Raw genomic sequence first — 16,297 nt, 5'->3', positions numbered from 1 at the left:
TTTGTTTTCTATTTTGAAAATAGTTCGAATATATTTTTGATTTATTAATTTATATTCTAATATTTTTAGGCTAATATTGTCACCCGAAAGTGATTACGTTTTCTTCCTTTTTTTGTCATTTTCTTATTCCATAAAAAATCCCCTTACAGTGACCATAAAAATGGCTACTATAAGGGGATTATTTAATCTCTAAATTTAATTTTTAAGATAACCTATTTATTCTCGGCGATAGCTTTATTAACAGCATCTTTTTCGTCTTCAATCAATTTAACATTAGTTTCAACAATCTTAATGTCCATCTTGATCTCACGAGTTAATCCGGGTGTATTGATCTTTGGTTCAAAGAAGGCCTTAAATTCAGCTAAACGTTCTGGTGTATGGAAAATCATTGATGTAACTGTGATATATGTTGAGAATTCCATATCACCACCAACGGTATCTTCAAGCCATGACCAATCATTTCTGATCCAGTCCCAGGCTGCCTGTTGAGCATTGTCGTTGGCCAAAGTGCCACGATACCATGAACGTAGATCTTGAGGCTTGATAACATCCGAATTTTCAAATTGTCTTACTAATTTTGCAATCAATTCTGACTTAGGTGTGCTTGTGATAGCAACTGATAGGTCGGACTTATAACTTGGATCTGATGACTTAACATAATCTGCTAAAAGATTGTCGAACAACTCAACACTACCGTAATTCTTTACTTCATTTCTCAAAACAAGTAAACGAATATCAGCAGGTAATCCAGCTAAATTATCCTTATTAGCGTTAAACAAGTCATGCGCATCACTAATGGCTTTAGAATTTCTAGCATACAAAGCTGCATTCAAAACATATGGACGAGTTAATTGATCATCATTTGATTCGCCATCTTTTGCAGTCCAGCCTAAGCGTTCTACTTGGGCAGCACTCAATTTATCAAAGAATTCACGTAAAGCCTTTTCTTCATCAGAACCAGACTTTACGAACTTCTTCAAATTATTGGCAACACGATACAAAGCTGCATTGACAACATTAGAGTGACTATTTGCGACTCTTGTCAATAATGGAACAATAGCTGCATATGAAATTTCATGTGCATCAGCCAAAAGACGAAGATCTTGAATAATTCCTAATTGTGAAATAGCACTGATTGAATCAATGTTATCCAATATATCATTTAATAAAGTTTCATCATATTTAACGATGAAGTGAGAATTATTACCTTCATTTAAGCAGAATGGAACTTTGGCATCATTGTGCAATTCAGCATAATCACCAACGGTAATTGTCTTTTCAGACATAATCTTAGGAACAGCACCATAGTTACTGTTCAAAGGAATTTGCCATAGACGACCTTCATCTTTACCAGCACCGATGAAGAACTGCTTTTGTGACAACTGAATCTTGCCATCAACTACACTAGCTGAAACGACTGGATAACCAGGTTGTTCCAACCATGAATGCATAATTGAACCAACATCAATACCAGAAGCATCGCCTAAAGCGTTCCAAAGGTCGTCCCCTTCAGCATTGCCATACTTGTGAGCTTCAAAGTACTTCTTCAAACCAGCACGTAAGTTATCGTCACCTAATAAGGCACGAACCATAACTAACATACGAGCACCCTTGGCATAAACGATAGCTGAATCAAACAAAGCATCGATTTCAGCAGGATTATTAACTTGAACGTGAACCGATTGAACACCATCAGTTGCATCACGTTGCAAGGCAGCTGGAACATCTGATGTTTGGAACATTTCCCAAATGTGCCAGTCTGGTTCAATAGCATCAACTGCAACATATTCCATCATGTTAGCGAAACTTTCGTTCAACCAGAGATTATCCCACCACTTCATAGTTACCAAATCACCGAACCATTGGTGAGCTAATTCATGAGTAATAACTGTGGCAACTAATTGTTTTGTATCAAGAGCTGTATTGTCAGGATCAACCATCAAATATGCTTCACGATATGTAACAAGACCCCAGTTTTCCATAGCACCAGCTGAGAAATCAGGAAGTGCCAATTGCCATGAATGTGGAAGTGGATATGGTGTTTGATAGAAGTCTTCATAAAATTCAATAGCTCGTTTAGCAATGTCCAAAGCAAAGTCTAATTCGTTAGCTTTGTGAGCTTTAGTAGCGAAGACACCAACTTCAACACCACTCTTAGTTTTAGTGATCTTGCTTTGAAGATCACCAAATGCAAAGGCAATTAAGTAAGTTGACATGCGAACAGTAGTATCAAAATAGTGAATACCATTTTCAGTTCTGATTTCAGGCATATTAGCTAAAATAGTTTCGCCTGGTTTTTCATCAAACTTGATAGCCATGTCAAATTTAGCCTTAGCTTCAGGTTCATCAACACATGGAAAAGCTTGACGAGCAAAAGTTGTTTCAAACTGTGTTCCAATAATTTGTTTCTTTTCACCATTAACTTCGTAATATGAAGGATAAATACCCATCATTGAGTCAGTCAATTTAGCATTATATGTAATTGTTAAAGTTGTTTCACCAGCTTGTGGCAAATCAATATTGATTGCGTCATTAGCATTATCAGTTGTGAATGGAACATCTTTACCATCAGCTTGAACAGATTCAATGTTCAAATACTTTTGGTGAATTGAAATTGATGGTACTTTAGCTTCACCATCAATGACTGTCTTACCAGAAAATTGTTTTGTACCACGATTGATATCTAAAAAGACATCGTAGCGGCTTGGTTGAAATTTATCATAAAAACGTGTTATTTCAGTCATAAGTTCCCCTTTAATCTTTTTTTAATACACTTCTAATCAATTATAATCTTTACTTTATCTTAGTTTCAATAAAAAGCTTATGGTTAGACATAATTAATCCAATTTCTTAACCAAATTATACCAAGTTTCATCAGCATGTTCAGAATCGGCGACTCCTTTATTTTCAAAGCCATTTTTTAAATAAAATGGTACGTTTCTATCCAAACTAGTCAAAGAAATACTCTCACGTTGGTGTTTTCGCGCATTTTGTTCAATCGCATCTAGCAATTTACTACCAATACTATGTCCTCGATATTTAGGATCCACTGCAATTGTAAAGATTATTTGATTGCCACCTTCAGGCAAATTATCTGGAGTGTTTTCGTACATCCAGTCTTCAACGTAGTTTTCTTTCGTTGCTGGTCCTACAACAAAACCCGCTACTTGGTCATCAATTCTGGCAACTAGAAAAGTGGTCGATAATTTATTAATTCGATCCTGATATTGTTCTTTAGTTCCTGCTTCTTCAGCCGTAAAACCTAAACGTTCAATTCTTAAAATTTCTGACAAATCTGTTTGTGTTACATTAGTTATTTCCATTAAAAAGAACCTCATCTCTTATATATTTTGATTATACAAGAGATGAGGTTCTTTTTAATATGTACTGGCAATCTGATCAGTAATAATCCATTGCCCATTTCTTTTTTCATAATACATTTCCATTTGTAAATGCCAGGTATTAATACCGCCACCCCAGATCTTAGCTTGAACTTGGTTTTGACCGATCAAACTGGCTTTATTGCCATCAATTTTTATATCTTTAATTGCATCTTCTTTTGAAGAAAAATATCGCATCTCTTCATTTTGAATCTGATCGATCCATTCCAATTTAGGTTGAACATAACCTGTCATATGGGTTAATTTCATTGTTGATGCCAAAATCTCATTTAAACGGCTGATATTTTTTTAACCATGGCGATATTTTCATCACGATATAATTGAATAATATTTACTTTATCTGTCATCTTTATCACACTTTCTTAACTTACGAAAAGTATGATACCAAGTATTTCCAGTTAGAACTATTCAAAAATAAACGTCTATTCATAAGTAAAAGTTATGCAAAACTCTGTTTCAATAATTCCGCGAAACTTTCAATATAATATCCCGAATTATCAGCTTGCCAATAGGCATAATAATTTTGAATCAACTTTCGATCTCCCTTGACTAAAGGTATCATTTTGACAATATCTTGATTCAACTGCTTTTGCATCCGATGATTGATTATTAAATAACCTTGATTAGAAGCAATCAACATCTGTGCCTCATCATAATTCTTGGCCAAAACGAATTCACTTTTAACACCCAAAATATCACGATAATATTCCTTCTCCGATTCCTGTTGATTACCGTCAGTTATCAAGATACAAGGAATGTCTGCTAAATCAGAAACATCGATTTTTTCAGTGCCAACAGGTAAAGAATTATTAACTGCCACCATAAATTCGCTAGAAGTTAAAAATTCATTTTGATATTCATTTGACAGTGCCCGACGTTGATCGGAAAAATTCAAATCAATCTGTCCTGTTCGTAATAAGTTATAAAGTTCTTCATGAGTTCCACTAGTAATTTTAATTTTCACTTTAGGAAATTCCTGTGTAAATTTAGATACCGTCTGAAGAAATTCTGTTGTACCAAAGTTTCTTAAATAACCAACATGTAATTCAACTTCATCATTTTTTACAATCTTGACAGTATTCTTAATTAATTGATCAACATCAGCTAAAATATCCTGACTATGCGTATAAAAATATTGACCCGCTTCAGTTACTTCAAAACTGCGACCCTTTCGGTCTAATAATTTAACACCCAAGCGACTTTCCAATTCTTTCATTTGTTGAGAAATGGCAGATTGGGAAATGTTACACTCCACAGCTGCTTGCGTAAAACTATGATTTTTTACAATTACTATAAAATATTGCATCTGTTGGTACATTGGTTTCACCTCTATATTCTTATAATAAAAAGCGTATAGTGTATTTATTGGAGGGGATTCTATGCGAACTAAATTAAGACTACTACTTATTTTCCTGTGGATTCTTATTATTGCTATTTTTATAGCTGCAGGACTAACTAATGGGTGGTGGTCACTTGCACCTATCATTGCTTACAACCGACCACAAGGACCATTTGGTTGGCTATTTACTATAGTCCTTACTTTATCCTTAATCGATTTTTTATACTATCACTTAATCAATCCAAATAAAAAATAATCTTTTCATATTTGAGGAGAATTCCTAATGTGCAAATTTATTTCCCGACTAACATCTTTACTGTGGGCTTTAGTTCTAGTCTTTTTCATCAAAAATACTATTGTAAATCATGGATCTTACCATATAACAATTAATGTCACTAACCCTCAGGGCATATTGGGCTGGCTTTTCACTATCGCATTGTTCGTTACCGCATTTGATTATATCTACTATCACTTAATTTATCCTAAAAATAATAGTAAAACAAAACAAGATCACTAACCAACATGGTTAATGATCTTGTTTTTATTTTGTATTTAAACCAACACTATCGTGTGAATAATAATTATCATCAGCAATCGCATTCTTTACAAAGTCAGCAATTGAACTAATTGAAACGTCATGTCCACCAAAGGGCTCACCCTTTTTTGTGATTTCATAACCAACAGGGCCATTAGTAAACCAACCAGGACGAATAACTGTGTAATTCAAATCAGAATCCTCAACCACATCAGCCGCCTCACGATATGAACGTAACATTGAATTACTACTCAAGTTACCACTGGCACCAACTGAAGCTGGTATTTCATCATAAATACCCATTGATGTTATGAACAACAAACGTGAAACGTTATTACGATCCATTGCTGCAACAATCTTTCTAGCAAATTGACCTAAAGGACCACTCAAAGCAACAAAGACGGCATCTTGGCCAGCAATAGCCTTATCCAAATCACTATCTTTCGTTACATCTCCAGCCAAAACTGTTTCACGGTCACTGGCATTCAAACGACTGGCGCTTCTAGCAAATAAAGTTAATTGATTGTCAGTTTCATTCAATAGTGTTTGACGAACGGCACCACCAATTGTCCCAGTTGCGCCAATAATTAAAACTTTTTTCATCATTTTCTCCTATTTATCACTTACAACAATCAAAGATTTGATAGCTGTACGTTTATCCATTGCTTCATATGCATCTTGAATTTCATCAAGTGTGAATCTCTTAGTAAAGACTTTTCCGGGATTGATTTTACCGCTCAAAACAGCGTCTAATAAAATCTTCTTATCGTCAGTTGTTACTGAAGCAATCCCACCACGTAAACCAATGTTCTTCCAGAAAAGATTATTAGTATTCATTTCAGCTTTTTGAGGTACACCAACACGTCCAACGACAGCTCCGGGACGACCTACTTTAACAGCTGTATCAACAGATTGTTCTGTTCCGACACATTCAAGAACAGCGTCAGCACCTGTTCCAGTTAATTCCATAACTTTAGCAACTGCTTCGTCACCACGTTCAGGAATAATATCTGTGGCGCCGAACTCTTTAGCTAATTTTTGTCTATCTTCATGACGACTCATGGCAATAATTCTCTTAGCACCTAATAAATGGGCTGAAAGAACACCACTCAAACCGACAGCACCATCACCCATAACAACCACAGTGTCACCTTTTTTTACTTCAGCACTTGTTGCGGCGTGAAAACCTGTTGCCATAACATCGGCTAAAGCTAAAAAGTTGTTTAGCATATCATCAGAGTAATCTTCTGGTTGACCAGGAATTTTAACTAAAGCCCAGTTAGCATTAGTAAATCTCAAGTATTCTCCTTGATAGCCACCATTGCCGCCGGCTTCTTGATTCAAACAATCACCATCAAAACCAGCCAAACAAGCAGCACAGTGCCCACAGCCATGGGTAAATGGAGCGATTACAAAGTCACCGACTTTAACATCTTTAACTTCTGAACCAACTGATTCAATGATACCAATTGCTTCATGTCCAACGGTTGAACCTGATTCACGTTTTGAAATACCACGGTACCACCAAAGATCTGATCCACAAACACAAGCACGAACAATTTTAATAATTGCATCAGTTGGTTTTTGAATTTCTGGTTTAGCATATTCTCTAATTTCCATTTTCCCTGGTTCTACAAAGGTTGCTGCTTTCATAATTAAAATCTCCTCAAAATTTATTTTTGTGCTCCACTGTTACGTACCTCTGAAACATTTCCATACCAATACTGAGCGGTAATACCACCATCAACTAAGAAATCACTTCCAGTAATAAAGGCACCACGACGATCCATCAACAATTCAGCCAAATTGGCAATTTCATCTGGTGTTCCGGGGCGTTTCGTAACCATTGAATCAAACATCTTCTTATATCCAGCTCCACGAGGACCGTTCAATTCATCAACTGCTAATGGTGTCATGATAATACCAGGACTAATTGCATTGATTCTAGCACCACGTAATTGCCACTTGACTGACTCGGCAGCCACTCGTAAAACATTAGTCCGTTTAGCATATTGATATGCAGCTAAAGAATCTTTAACATTAATTTTCAAGACTGGTAAATCTAATAATTCCTCAGTTGGTGTCATAGCTAAAGCTTGATTATCTTCTTGTGACAAAGCTGGCAAACGATGACCTGATTGTGATGAAATAACAATTCCTGCACCACCTGGAGCCATAACTTTTCCAAATTCTTCCAACAAGACAGACGTTCCATATAGGTCAACTTTCAAAACTTGTTCCAAACTAGCTTGTGAAGGTGAAACCCCAGCCGCATTGACTAGTCCCATAATATCACCAAGTGATTGAGCCTTAGCAACTACTTCTTTAATGGAAACCCGAGATGAAAGATCAGCTTTAATTGTTTCAACTGTGAAACCTGCTTCTGTTAAATGTTGTTTCATTTCTGCTAATTTATCTTCGTTATAATCTGCCAGTAACAAATTTCTTCCAGCAGCTACTCGTCTAACAATGGCTTCTCCGATTGAACCGGCACCAAAGAGTACGATTACTTCGTTATTCATTTATGTATACCTCTAATTTGTTTTTATTAACTTACAAGTGATATCTTACAAGCAAATAACGATTAGACCAATTTCAAATTTAAAGTTAATCGATAAGTTTTACTTATGAATGACAATAAAAAAATCTTTCACCGACAATGAAAGATTCTATAAATTATATTAATTTTTATTAGATTCTAGCCTATTGAAAGCTATGATCACAAAGCAACCTACAATCACACCAATCGTATTGGCAATAATATCATTGATATCACTACTACGATTTATCAAAAAATTCTGTGACAAATAATATTGAGTAATTTCGATTCCACTACTAAGAATCAGACCAATTAGTCCTAAGATAGCAATTGGTAATTGTGGCACAAACTTTTTTAGGATCATCCCTAATGGAATCGTCAAAATAATATTTTCGGTAAACCCTAAACCATGTAGGTAAAGACGCGTTTTGTTGACCCGTCCAATTCCTTGTTCCATAAAGTAAACTGATCGTCCATCAAAAGAAATCGGCGTAAATAAGATAATCCCTAACCCTGTGAAATAAACTATCGCCAAAACAATTAATTTAAAATATTGTGTATTCTTGAAATTATTAAATACTATCCAAAGACTTATGAGTGATGACATAATTATTATTGCAAAAGGTAGCCAGCGCATTCCAAATCTCCTAGCTTATATGATTCAGACATATTAGCACTATTCTTTACCAAATCAAAATAAAAAAGAACGCTTCTGTTAGCGTTCCAATTTTCCAACTTCATTTAATTTTGCTAAAACTGAATGTTTATGTGGCGAGTGCATAATAGCTTCTGACAAGTCATTACCAGCTACATTACCGTGGTGTTTTCCACCATCCCATGGATCAACATCGGATACGTCATAGACCACACCGTCGATAGCAACATACGCCGGTTGCCCGTTTTCACCATTATATTGTTTTAATTCCTCAAGTGTAAATTGTTTCATATAATCAACCTCACTTAAAAATTTTTGTTCTTAATTTTATTATGGCATGTTTCCAGTCCAAAAGAATACTTATATCACTTGTAAAATTCCTCAAATTTTTTATCCAAATCAACTTTAGATTGTTGTATGACTTCGTTGACATCTACTCCACTGGTTTGCAGCCCTTGAGCACGAACGATGGAGAACTTATCAAAGCCCATTAATTCTTGGAAAATACCTTGTAAATACATTCTTGAAAATTCTAGTGGTGTATAACGATCATTATTCGTATAGATCGAACCACTAGCTTGCAACAACATGACGCGATAATCGTCAGTCATCAAACCAACCGAACCTTGTTCAGTATATTTGAAAGTTTCATGAGCTATAAAGATATTATCAATATAGTCCTTCATTCTTGAAGTCACATTAAAATTATGAAGTGGAGAAACAATCACGATTCGATGATGCTCCTTAAATTGTTGAATCAAATCCTGATTAATTTGGAATATTTGTTTTTCTTCTGAGTTTAAAGTAATTTGATTAGCTTGTTTTTCCCAGATTCCCAACAACTCATCAGTTGTTAATTGTGGAATTTTCATACCGTAAAGATTGATCAAATCGACTGTTTCATTAGGAAAACTAGCTTGGAATTTTTTCAAGAATATTTGTTGAAGTTTGATGGAATAGTGTTCTCCATTACGATAATCTGGTTGCGCATTAATAATTAAAGTTTTCATTTTATATCTTCTTTCGGATGTCTTTTTCAATAGTTATATCCTACAATCTAAAGGTGACAACTCATGGCACCTTTAATGAAATCCGAGGAAATAAAATGAATAAAGCTGATCGATTAAACCAAGAACTCATTTTTTTAAGCACTAAAAACTTCTTTCAAATCAATGACCTGATCTCTGAATTTCAAATTTCTAAACGAACTGCCTTACGGGATATTTCAGAACTAGAACAAATGGGATTGTCCTTTTACGTTGAGAATGGTCGTTACGGTGGTTATCATCTCGTTAATCAGGAATTATTAGTGCCAGTTATTTTCAATCTGGATGAGGTCAACGCCATCTTCTTTGCTATCAAAGCTTTGAGCCAATTATCGGCCACACCATTTGAAAAATCCTACAAACATATTTATGACAAATTAATGGCAACTTTACCCAAACATCAACAAGATTACGTTGCTAAAATGCAAAAGGCCGTCAGTTACTACCGTATTCCTTCAATCACCGCTCCCAATTTTTTAAGTATTATTTTAAAGTCAGTCATCGATCAAAAAGTGCTTAATATTACTTACAACCAACATCACCGCAGTCAGCAACAGATTCAAGTTTTCAATTTGCTGTATCGAAATGGTATCTGGTTTTGCGATGCTTACAATATTCAAACAAAGAAATGGGCTACTTATCGTTGTGACTGTATCGAAAGATGCCAAATCAACGCTCAAGTCAAAGATACCTATGGCCATTCAGAACTAAAACAATTCAAAGAAAATTACGAAAATACCTACCATAATATTAAATTTCAATGCCACTTAACCCCTCTGGGTCGGGAACTTTTTCAAAAAAATAACTACCCCAATATGCATCTCAAGGAAGAAGGCAATCAAATCTACCTTTATGGGGGCTACAATCAGGATGAGTTCGATTATATGGTGGAATATCTCATCACTCTAGGTCAAAATGTCACGATTGATTATCCAACCGAGTTAAAGCAAGCCTATCTAAATGAACTAAGAAAAATTATCGCAAAGTATTAAAATAGATAGTAGAGAATCTAAATAATGGAGGTTTTATAATGGAAACTTTTAAAATGATTCAATCACGTAAGGCCGTTCGTCAATATTCTGGTCAAATCACCAAGGAACAACTTCAAAAAATTATCACTGCCGCAAACGCTGCTGCCGTTGGAATGGGAGAATTCGAGAATTATCGTTTAACGGTTATCCAAAAGGCCGAGATTTTAAACAAACTCAGTGGTATCTATGATGCACCAACTGTTATTGTGGTTTCCGCCAAGAATCCTAGTGCCATGGAAGATATTTCTGCTGGAACAATCGTTCATAACATGGAATTAACAGCCGAAGATCAAGGACTTGGTGCTAACTATAATATGTCTAGTCTTGGTTCAATTCCTGATGACGTTATTCCTGACGGATTCAAACCAATCTTTGCTTTGACTTTGGGCCAGACAACTGAGAAATTTGTTCCACGTGAAATCTCACTTGATAAAATTAAAACTAATATTGTTAAGTAAATTTGATTAATAATTTTAGAAATTAGAAACCAGTTAATAGCAAAGTCCCCATGTGACAACCATTCAGGCCCTCACATGGGGATTTTTTCATGAATTAGACAGTTTCTGTTTTGCTCTCTACCTTTTTAAGCCCATCTATCAAGAATCAACTGACCAATTTCTTGCCAATGTGATTCTAATACAAAATGACCACCATCTAACAAATGAACTTCAGCATTCGTATCATCTTTAGCAAAAGCTTGTGCACCTTGATAAACGAAACTAGGATCATTTTTACCCCATGCGGCAATGATTTCTGGTTGATAATCGCGAACATACTTTTGATACTTAGGATAATTTCTTACGTTACTTTGATAATCAAAGATTAAATCTGATTGTCTTTCAGCATAGTCAGGCAATTCAGTGTAATGGATATCCAACGTATAACCGTCTGGTGATACACTGCCTTCCTTTTCGCCACCAAGATATTGACCTTTGATTGTTTCTGGTTGAAAAGCAGATTTATAGCTCTCACGTAATTCTTTAGTTGGATTATCCCAATATGTTTTACGGCCGGCCCACTTAGAACCCAGTCCTTCTTGATAAATATTACCGTTTTGACTGACAATTCCTAAAATTCTCTCTGGATATTTAGCTGCTAAATTAAAACCAATTGGGGCACCGTAGTCGAAAACGTAAAGATAAAATTTATCAATCTTCATTGCTGTCAAAAAATCATCGACATACTTTGTTAAATTGGCAAATGTATATTCAAATTGTGTATGCTCGGGAGCTGCTGATTGGCCAAAGCCAATGAAATCTGGAGCAATAACGTGGAAATTCTTTTCTAGCATTGGTATCAAATTTCTGAACATATGACTAGCTGTAGGAAATCCATGTAGTAAAACAAAATCTGGCTTATCCTCAGAACCACTTTCACGATAAAAAACATCTAATCCATTAACTTTAATTGTTGAATATTTCATCTTCACTGACCTCAATTCGTTTTGTTTAACTTTATGAACTAAGTATAGGTTCAACTTGCCATATAATAAACTATGAATATTAGAATCAGGGTATCTCAAAAACAGATAGCTAGGAGAAAATAATTATGAATACTGATACTTTAAAAATGTTTATCACAGTTACTCAAAAAGGAAGTATCTCAGCAGCAGCTCAAGAACTTGGATATGCTCAATCAAATATCTCTACTAAGGTTCATCAATTAGAAGAAGATTTACAAACTCAATTATTTTATCGAAGCAACCGGGGAATCACTTTGACCGACTCTGGAAAAGAACTCTACCAAAGAGCTATTAAAATTGTCAGTTTAACCGACGATACTATTAACAAGTTACAACATCCCCAAAAAATTCAAGGTCAACTACACATCGGTACATTACAGACCGCCGCTTCAACCTATTTACCAACGATTCTTTCTCAATACCATCATCATAATCCTAATGTTGAACTCTCTATTGAAACTGGTACTACTTTATCCAGTGCCAAAAGAGTTCTTAATTATGAATTAGACGGAGCCATTATCGGCGGAAAAATCAGCGAAGATGACCTAATCTCTTTACCACTCAAAAATGAAGAACTATGTTTAATAACCGCTAACGCCCCAGATATCGACATTGATAATAGTTCCCTATTGGTTTTCCCTGTTGGTTGTGCTTATCGAAAAATCCTAGAAAGTTGGTTGGATTCACAAAAAATCATGATTCATCACCCTATTGAGTTCAACTACCTCAATGCCATTATTGCCAGTGTCAGTGCTGGACTAGGGATCAGCGTTCTGCCAAGAAAAGTAGCCGAACCATTTATTATTAATAAAACTATTAAAGCTCTAGATCTTCCCGAAGAATTTTCAACTTTACCAGTATCATTCATTTATCGAAAAGACTATATTATCAGTCGATCATTTGAAAAATTTCTCGATATTTTGAGATGAAATTAAGATTCTTGTTCAAGTTCGGTTGCAAACATGCAACATGTTTTATTTTTTACCCAGACATTGAAATAAAACAATAAACTAGTCCGTAGCAATAAAGAAAAAATGGGCTCAGTAGTGGGCACGAATTTTTCTTTGTTGTGGAGGACGGAAATTCTAATAAACCTTCCATCAATCTAATGAAGTTATAATGAAATTATAATTTTTAGTTGTTAATAAATCCCTTTTAAGTGATAATGAAAGATGCATTCTCATTTTCAGGAAATAATTTTCATAGATACACAGGGGGATTTATATGAAAAATATCTTTAAAAAAGAGAGCGTCGCTAATTATGTTAAAGCGGACTCTCATTTAGTACGAACTTTACACGCTAAGGACCTTGTCGCTTTGGGGATTGGAGCAGTTATCGGAACTGGTATCTTTATTCTGCCAGGTCACGAGGCTGCTCTGCATGCTGGTCCAGCGGTAGTTATCGCCTTTTTAGTAGCCGCTTTAGTTTCCGGAATGGTCGGAATGGCCTACGCTGAATTTTCATCAGCTATGCCCGTTGCTGGTTCTGCTTATTCTTTTGGATCAGTCATTTATGGGGAATTTATTGGTTGGCTCTTAGGTTGGGCTCTAATTTTGGAATACTTCTTAGCTGTTTCTGCTGAAGCAACTGGTTTTGCATCTTATTTCAATGACAATATTTTGGCCACTTTTGGGATTACTTTACCCAAAGCCTTGCAGGCTGGACCTTTAGAAGGTGGTGTAATCAACTTAACCGCTGGATTAATTGTTTTAGTCGTAGCTTTCATCATTTTCCACGGTGTCAATTTATCAAAACGAATTGAAAATATCGCCGTAGTCGTTAAAGTTGCTATTATCATTTTGTTTGTCGTTGTTGGAGTTTTCTACATCAAAACTTCTAATTATGTACCATTCTATCCTGCTAAGTTTCACTCAACACCATTTGGTCTAGGTGGGATTTCTACCGCTGCCGCAACTGTTTTCTTTGCTTTTATCGGTTTTGATGCTTTGGCCGCTAATTCAGCTGAAACTGTTGATCCCGGTAAAAATGTTGTTAAGGGAATCATTGGTACAGTTATTGTAGCCGTTGTTTTATATGTAGCTTTCTCATTCGTTTTAACCGGTATCGTTCATTACACTAAGCTAAATGTGGACGACCCAGCAGCTTATGCCTTAAAAGTTATTCACTTAGGGGCTTGGAACAAAGTTATTACTCTGGGAGCCTTAATCGGTATCTTTACTGCTATGATCACCATGTTCTTTGGTGGTTCACGTTTGGTTTATGCATTAGGACGTGACGGATTGTTGCCTAAGTTCTTAGGTTCTGTCAGTTCAAAAAGAGCTGTACCAACTAATGCCATTATCATCGCAACTATTATTCAAACATTCTTTGCAGCTATGGTTCCATTGACACAATTAGCTTCGCTAATTAATGCTGGTACTCTATTAGCATTCGCCTTCATCTCATTTGGAGTTATTCCTTTAAGACGTCGTAAAGATATCATTAATGATGGTTTCAAAATGCCTTTATATCCAGTATTACCTGTTTTATCTGGATTATTCAGTGTTTACTTTATCATCATGTTGCCAAATCTAACTAAAATTTCTGTTTCAATATGGTTAGTTCTTGGTGTGATTTTCTACTTTGTTTACGGAATTAGACATTCTAAATTACAACAAGCTGAAGATTAATATTAAACAAAAAACCTTTGTAAACTTGGAAGATTTTCACTTTCAAGAATTACAAAGGCTTTTTTAACTAATTAATATGCAAATTTAACAAAACCGAACCTACGGTAATAAGCACAACGCCTAAAACTATTGTCCAACTGATAGATTCATGCCAAAGAAAAACCGATAGAATTGTTGTAGCAACAATTCCTGTGCCAGCCCATAAAGCATAAATAACATTCATATTCATTGTTCTCATACTCAAAGATAAGAAATAGAAACAAAACAAATATGCTACTAAACTTCCCACTGCAAATACAATCCGTGAAAATCCATCAGATGCCTTTAATAGATTTGTTCCTAATACTTCACCAATTACCGATAATCCTAAATATAAATATCCCATTTCAAATACCTCTTTTTTAAATGATTTTTATTATTTAAAATGGGCTTTCCACCTAGACTCCCAGGCACATGCGTATCTTAATATATAATCTTTTTTCATAACAATCGATATTATATCGTGTGAAATCAAAAAATATCAAGATAAAATAATCATAAACTCTAATACAGAAAGAACGATGATCTTTGGACAAAACAGACTTAAAAATTTTAAAACATCTAAACAAAGACAGCCACATAAAGAAGAACAAATTAGCCGAGTTAGTTAATCTGACTCCCCCAGCCGTTGCCACTAGAATTGAACAACTCGAAGACGAACATGTCATCAAAAAATATACAATCGAAGTTGATCTTGAAAAAATGGGCTACATCCATCAAGTTTTTATTATGACTGAAATGGATTATCGTAGTCTCAAAAAGTATCTTAATTTTATTCATTCTAAAAGAAACTTCATCCGCCATCACTATCAAATCTCTGGTCAAATGAACTATATGATTCAGAGTGCTTTCCACTCCAATACAGAGTTAAATAACTTTTTAACCGAACTAGGAAAATATACCAATTATCAAGTTCTCAATGTTATTTCTGAACTGAGCTAATCGACAATATCACTAACAATTCTAATAACGTCAAAGAAAGAACTGTCATCTAATTCACTAATTTTACGAATACTTCTCGACTGATAATCAAAGGTATGAAGTTGTAAAGGATTAATGAATCCATCAATTTCTGATATTCCAACAAGAGGAATAAGCAAACCCGTTTTTTTTAAATGATTTTTGTTGGCATGTGTAATTGGACAAACCAAAACTAATCTGGTCAATTCACTGTAACCACGGTTACTAAGAACTAACGCTGGACGTCTTTTCTTAATTTCTTCACCAGAAGATGGATCAAAATCTAACCATACTACATCTTGCCGTTCGGGAATATACTTAGTCAATTTCCTCTTCTCCCTTTGATTTATCAGTAAATTCTTCACGTTGTGCTAAATCATGAGTTTTGATAAACTTTTTATCCTTAAAAATATTGGTTCTTTTGGGTGTAAATACAATGGAACCATGACGGCCTTGGAAAACATCGTATTCTCCATCTGTCGGTTTTATCCCTTGAGGGATAGTAAAAACCTTAGAATTGCCTACTTTTCTAGCTTTAACACTCATATCGCCACCTCCGTATATACGAAGTATATCCTCATATTTAAATTCAAGCAACTTTTGTGATTCCATCTTAAAACTACGTAAAAAAACAGCCTTACTGTATTCAAAATAAATAC

At 35.0% G+C, this 16,297-nt stretch carries 20 protein-coding genes and 1 pseudogene; 7 read left to right on the top strand and 14 right to left on the bottom strand.

Annotation, left to right across the window (positions count from 1 at the left end; translation table 11 throughout):
* Positions 1-212 precede the first annotated feature (212 nt).
* The 4 genes and pseudogenes from LAB100_RS08600 to LAB100_RS08585 form a co-directional block, all read right to left on the bottom strand.
* Positions 213-2,744 carry a M1 family metallopeptidase gene (locus tag LAB100_RS08600; RefSeq protein WP_119326770.1) on the bottom strand — a complete coding sequence of 844 codons (2,532 nt, stop codon included), beginning with the start codon at positions 2,742-2,744 and terminating at the stop codon, positions 213-215.
* Positions 2,745-2,837: 93 nt separating this feature from the next.
* A complete protein-coding gene (locus LAB100_RS08595; protein WP_119326769.1) occupies positions 2,838-3,323 on the bottom strand; it encodes a GNAT family N-acetyltransferase in 486 nt (161 codons plus the stop codon).
* A gap of 54 nt (positions 3,324-3,377) precedes the next feature.
* Positions 3,378-3,748, bottom strand: a pseudogene (locus LAB100_RS08590) (nuclear transport factor 2 family protein).
* 92 nt (positions 3,749-3,840) lie between these two features.
* Positions 3,841-4,719 carry a LysR family transcriptional regulator gene (locus LAB100_RS08585; protein WP_119326768.1) on the bottom strand — a complete coding sequence of 293 codons (879 nt, stop codon included), beginning with the start codon at positions 4,717-4,719 and terminating at the stop codon, positions 3,841-3,843.
* Positions 4,720-4,780: 61 nt separating this feature from the next.
* On the opposite strand from LAB100_RS08585, the gene LAB100_RS08580 reads away from it, so the two are divergent.
* On the top strand, positions 4,781-4,996 hold the full coding sequence (locus LAB100_RS08580) for a hypothetical protein (RefSeq protein WP_119326767.1): 216 nt from the start codon (positions 4,781-4,783) through the stop codon (positions 4,994-4,996).
* A 27-nt stretch (positions 4,997-5,023) separates the two neighbouring features.
* Positions 5,024-5,257, top strand: a complete 234-nt coding sequence (locus LAB100_RS08575; RefSeq protein WP_119326766.1) for a hypothetical protein — start codon at positions 5,024-5,026, stop codon at positions 5,255-5,257.
* Positions 5,258-5,281: 24 nt separating this feature from the next.
* Here LAB100_RS08575 and LAB100_RS08570 read toward each other — a convergent pair whose 3' ends face one another.
* The 6 genes from LAB100_RS08570 to LAB100_RS08545 all read right to left on the bottom strand — a co-directional run bounded on the left by LAB100_RS08570 (position 5,282) and on the right by LAB100_RS08545 (position 9,479).
* Complete coding sequence (locus tag LAB100_RS08570) at positions 5,282-5,878, bottom strand: NAD(P)H-binding protein (RefSeq protein ID WP_119326765.1); 597 nt, start codon at positions 5,876-5,878, stop codon at positions 5,282-5,284.
* 9 nt (positions 5,879-5,887) lie between these two features.
* Positions 5,888-6,928, bottom strand: a complete 1,041-nt coding sequence (locus tag LAB100_RS08565) for a zinc-dependent alcohol dehydrogenase family protein (RefSeq protein ID WP_119326764.1) — start codon at positions 6,926-6,928, stop codon at positions 5,888-5,890.
* Positions 6,929-6,948: 20 nt separating this feature from the next.
* Entirely contained in the window at positions 6,949-7,797 is an 849-nt protein-coding gene (locus LAB100_RS08560) for an SDR family oxidoreductase (RefSeq protein ID WP_119326763.1), read from the bottom strand.
* A gap of 159 nt (positions 7,798-7,956) precedes the next feature.
* A complete protein-coding gene (locus LAB100_RS08555) occupies positions 7,957-8,451 on the bottom strand; it encodes a VanZ family protein (RefSeq protein WP_119326762.1) in 495 nt (164 codons plus the stop codon).
* Between the two features lie 78 nt (positions 8,452-8,529).
* Positions 8,530-8,760 carry a cytochrome b5 domain-containing protein gene (locus LAB100_RS08550; protein ID WP_119326761.1) on the bottom strand — a complete coding sequence of 77 codons (231 nt, stop codon included), beginning with the start codon at positions 8,758-8,760 and terminating at the stop codon, positions 8,530-8,532.
* Between the two features lie 74 nt (positions 8,761-8,834).
* Entirely contained in the window at positions 8,835-9,479 is a 645-nt protein-coding gene (locus LAB100_RS08545) for an FMN-dependent NADH-azoreductase (protein WP_119326760.1), read from the bottom strand.
* A 95-nt stretch (positions 9,480-9,574) separates the two neighbouring features.
* Between LAB100_RS08545 and LAB100_RS08540 the strand changes: the two genes are divergently transcribed.
* Together LAB100_RS08540 and LAB100_RS08535 are read left to right on the top strand one after the other, a co-directional pair.
* Complete coding sequence (locus LAB100_RS08540) at positions 9,575-10,507, top strand: helix-turn-helix transcriptional regulator (protein ID WP_119326759.1); 933 nt, start codon at positions 9,575-9,577, stop codon at positions 10,505-10,507.
* 38 nt (positions 10,508-10,545) lie between these two features.
* Positions 10,546-11,004, top strand: coding sequence for a nitroreductase family protein (locus LAB100_RS08535; RefSeq protein WP_119326758.1), 459 nt, complete (start codon positions 10,546-10,548; stop codon positions 11,002-11,004).
* A gap of 125 nt (positions 11,005-11,129) precedes the next feature.
* On the opposite strand, the gene LAB100_RS08530 is transcribed toward LAB100_RS08535, so the two are convergent.
* Entirely contained in the window at positions 11,130-11,969 is an 840-nt protein-coding gene (locus LAB100_RS08530) for an alpha/beta fold hydrolase (RefSeq protein ID WP_119326757.1), read from the bottom strand.
* A 125-nt stretch (positions 11,970-12,094) separates the two neighbouring features.
* Here LAB100_RS08530 and LAB100_RS08525 point away from each other — a divergent pair, with 125 nt between their 5' ends.
* Positions 12,095-12,937, top strand: a complete 843-nt coding sequence (locus LAB100_RS08525) for a LysR family transcriptional regulator (RefSeq protein WP_119326756.1) — start codon at positions 12,095-12,097, stop codon at positions 12,935-12,937.
* A 295-nt stretch (positions 12,938-13,232) separates the two neighbouring features.
* The gene (locus LAB100_RS08520) at positions 13,233-14,639 is read left to right on the top strand and encodes an APC family permease (protein ID WP_119326755.1); all 1,407 of its coding nucleotides are present in this window, start codon (positions 13,233-13,235) and stop codon (positions 14,637-14,639) included.
* Between the two features lie 67 nt (positions 14,640-14,706).
* Here the strand turns inward: LAB100_RS08520 and LAB100_RS08515 are convergent, their stop codons facing one another.
* A complete protein-coding gene (locus LAB100_RS08515; RefSeq protein WP_119326754.1) occupies positions 14,707-15,024 on the bottom strand; it encodes a DMT family transporter in 318 nt (105 codons plus the stop codon).
* Between the two features lie 182 nt (positions 15,025-15,206).
* Between LAB100_RS08515 and LAB100_RS08510 the strand changes: the two genes are divergently transcribed.
* Complete coding sequence (locus LAB100_RS08510) at positions 15,207-15,620, top strand: Lrp/AsnC family transcriptional regulator (RefSeq protein ID WP_119326753.1); 414 nt, start codon at positions 15,207-15,209, stop codon at positions 15,618-15,620.
* Here LAB100_RS08510 and LAB100_RS08505 read toward each other — a convergent pair.
* Positions 15,617-15,964 (bottom strand): type II toxin-antitoxin system PemK/MazF family toxin, encoded by a 348-nt coding sequence (locus LAB100_RS08505; protein ID WP_119326752.1) that lies wholly within the window; start codon positions 15,962-15,964, stop codon positions 15,617-15,619. The genes LAB100_RS08510 and LAB100_RS08505 overlap by 4 nt on opposite strands.
* The gene (locus LAB100_RS08500; RefSeq protein ID WP_119326751.1) at positions 15,957-16,184 is read right to left on the bottom strand and encodes an antitoxin of toxin-antitoxin stability system; all 228 of its coding nucleotides are present in this window, start codon (positions 16,182-16,184) and stop codon (positions 15,957-15,959) included. The genes LAB100_RS08505 and LAB100_RS08500 overlap by 8 nt, the downstream gene beginning before the upstream one ends.
* Positions 16,185-16,297 lie beyond the last annotated feature (113 nt).

It is taken from the genome of Companilactobacillus musae (assembly GCF_003967595.1).
Lineage (GTDB): Bacteria > Bacillota > Bacilli > Lactobacillales > Lactobacillaceae > Companilactobacillus > Companilactobacillus musae.
This window is presented reverse-complemented; position numbering and strand designations above follow the sequence as displayed.